Origin of the sequence: Roseomonas sp. TAS13 (genome assembly GCF_001950415.1) — a bacterium.
In the GTDB taxonomy this organism is placed as follows: domain Bacteria; phylum Pseudomonadota; class Alphaproteobacteria; order Acetobacterales; family Acetobacteraceae; genus Roseomonas; species Roseomonas mucosa.
Map to the genome: position 1 here is coordinate 1 of NZ_BDLP01000471.1, position 2,864 is coordinate 2,864.

General features: G+C 69.6%; 2 protein-coding genes. One reads left to right on the forward strand and one right to left on the reverse strand.

The window, feature by feature from the left end:
• A partial coding sequence (locus tag ROTAS13_RS22245; RefSeq protein WP_075823471.1) for a putative DNA modification/repair radical SAM protein occupies positions 1–1,260 on the reverse strand: 1,260 nt, incomplete at its 3' end.
• A 181-nt stretch (positions 1,261–1,441) separates the two neighbouring features.
• Between ROTAS13_RS22245 and ROTAS13_RS22250 the strand changes: the two genes are divergently transcribed.
• Positions 1,442–2,746, forward strand: coding sequence for an MFS transporter (locus ROTAS13_RS22250; protein ID WP_075823469.1), 1,305 nt, complete (start codon positions 1,442–1,444; stop codon positions 2,744–2,746).
• The last annotated feature ends 118 nt before the right edge of the window (positions 2,747–2,864 follow it).

Below are 2,864 nucleotides of genomic sequence, written 5' to 3' on the forward strand. Positions count from 1 at the left end.
GTAGATGTGATCAAGAGACAGCCTTTCGGGCACCAGCAGGGCGCGCAGGTCCGCGCGGTCGAGCAGCCCGGCGCGCGGATGGTGCCCGGCGGCGATCAGGAAGGGCGCCACCTTCCGCAGCGGGATGTGCAGCCGCGCCAAGTCCTCCAGCCGCAGCGTCCGGTGCCGCCGCGCGGCGATCACGCGCTCCACCGTCTTCGCCCCCAGGCCCGGCACGCGCAGCAGCATCTCCCGCCCCGCCCGGTTCAGGTCCACCGGGAAACGGTGCCGGTTGCGCAGGGCCCAGGCGAGCTTCGGATCGATGTCGAGATCGAGCATCCCCGGCGCGGCGCCGTCCTCCCCGGCTGGCGCCACGATCTCCCCGGCCTCGAAGCCGTAGAAGCGCATCAGCCAGTCGGCCTGGTAGAGCCGGTGCTCGCGGACCAGCGGCGGTGCCGTGGGCGGCAGCAGGGCGGGCGCGTCGGGGATGGGCGAATAGGCGGAGAAATAGACCCGCCGCAGCCGGTAGGACCCGTAGAGCGCCGCCGTGGTGCCCAGGATCTGCCGGTCGTCCACGCCATCCGCGCCCACGATCATCTGCGTGCTCTGCCCGGCCGGGGCGAAGCGGGGCGGCGTGGCGCGGACCCGTCCGGCCTCGTGCTCCCGCCTGGCCTCCGCCGCGCCCTCGATCCGCAGCCGCAGGTCGCCCATGGCGCGCTTGATAGCGCCGCTGTCCTTCTCCGGCGCCAGCCGGGCCAGGCTCTCCACCTTCGGCAGCTCGACATTGATGCTCAGCCGGTCGGCATAGGCACCCGCCTGCGCCACCAGCGCCGGATCGGCATCGGGGATGGTCTTGAGGTGGATATAGCCCCGGAAGCCATGCTCCTCCCGCAGCGAGCGCGCCACGCGCAGGATCTGCTCCATCGTGTAGTCCGGCGAGCGGATGATGCCGGAGGACAGGAACAGCCCCTCGATATAGTTCCGCCGGTAGAAGTCGAGCGTCAACGCCACCAGTTCGGCCACCGTGAAGCGCGCCCGCGGCACGTTCGAGGAGGCACGGTTGATGCAGTAGGCACAGTCATAGACGCAGGCATTGGTCAGCAGCAGCTTCAGAAGCGAGATGCAGCGCCCGTCCGGCGCATAGGCGTGGCAGATGCCCATTCCCTCGGTGCTGCCCAGCCCGCCATCGCGGCTGTCCCGCTTCTCGGAGCCGGAAGAGGCGCAGGAGGCGTCGTATTTCGCCGCGTCGGCAAGGATTTCCAGCTTCCGACGGAGGTCCATGGCACGGCTTTGCATGGATGTTCATATTGTGTTCCGGGCGGAACCCGCAAGCTCCCTCCGCCCGGCGGCGGAATGACCTGCGGGACAGGAGCAGGCAAATTTTCCGTAATCTCCCGGCCCATGTTTCCGCGACGGCAGGAGGTCTAGCTGACACAAGACTGCCTGCTGGGAGCATACCCCCTTGCCCACCCCCACCTCCCGAAAAGACCAGATCAAGAACGTCTTCCGGGTTGCCTCCGGCAACTTCCTGGAAATGTACGACTTCACGGTCTACGGCTACTACGCCGCCGCCATCGGCCGGACCTTCTTCCCCTCGCAGAACCCCTTCGCCTCGCTGATGGCCTCGCTCGCGGCCTTCGGCGTCGGCTTCCTGATGCGCCCGCTCGGCGCGCTGGTTCTGGGCGCCTATATCGACCGCCACGGCCGCCGCAACGGGCTGCTGCTGACGCTGGCGATGATGGCGGTGGGCACCCTCTCCATCGCCGTGGTGCCGGGCTATGCCACGATCGGGCTGATGGCGCCGGTGCTGGTGCTGATCGGCAGGCTGCTGCAGGGCTTCTCCGCCGGCGTGGAGCTGGGCGGCGTCTCGGTCTATCTCTCGGAGATCGCGACCCCCGGCAACAAGGGCTTCTACGTCTCCTGGCAGTCGGGCAGCCAGCAGGTGGCGGTGATCTTCGCCGCCCTGCTCGGCGTGACGCTGGCCAGCCTGCTGTCCCCGGCGCAGATGGATGCCTGGGGCTGGCGCGTGCCGTTGCTGGTGGGCTGCCTGATCGTGCCCTATCTCTTCTACATCCGCACCTCGCTGCCGGAGACCGAGGCCTTCCTGGAGCAGACGCGGCACCGCCGCCCCACGGCGGGCGAGATCCTGCGCTCGGTGGCCGCCAACTGGCAGGTGGTGCTGCTGGGCATGATGATGGTCACGATGACCACCGTGTCCTTCTACCTGATCACCGCCTATACCCCGACCTATGGGCGGGAGGTGCTGCACCTCGCCTCCACCGACGCGCTGGTCGTGACCCTCTGCGTCGGCGTCTCCAACCTGGTCTGGCTGCCCGTCGGCGGCGCCATCTCCGACCGGCTGGGGCGCTTTCCCGTGCTGGTGGCCTGCACCGTGCTGGCCATCGCCACCGCCTATCCGGTGATCTCCTGGCTGGTGGCCGCGCCTTCCTTCGACCGGCTGCTGCTGTCCCTCCTGTGGCTGTCCTTCCTCTACGGCTCCTACAACGGCGCCATGGTGGTCTACCTGACGGAGATCATGCCGGCGGAGGTCCGCACCTCCGGCTTCTCCCTCGCCTACTCGCTGGCCACGGCCACCTTCGGCGGCTTCACGCCGGCGATCTGCACCTGGCTGATCGAGGTCACCGGCAACCGCGCCATCCCCGGCCTCTGGCTCTCGGTCGCGGCCGTGCTGGGGCTGGTGGCGACCCTGCTGTCGCACCGCCGCGCCATGGCGGCGGAACGCGCCGCCGGCGTGCTGGTGCCCTGATCCGGGCGGCGGCCTTCCCCTGGCCGTCGCGCGTTACGTCCGGCGTTGCGCCGTTCCCGGGGGAAAGGCCCCGCCTTTCCCCCGGACCCCCTATCCGCCAGGACCCTGCGGGCCCTGG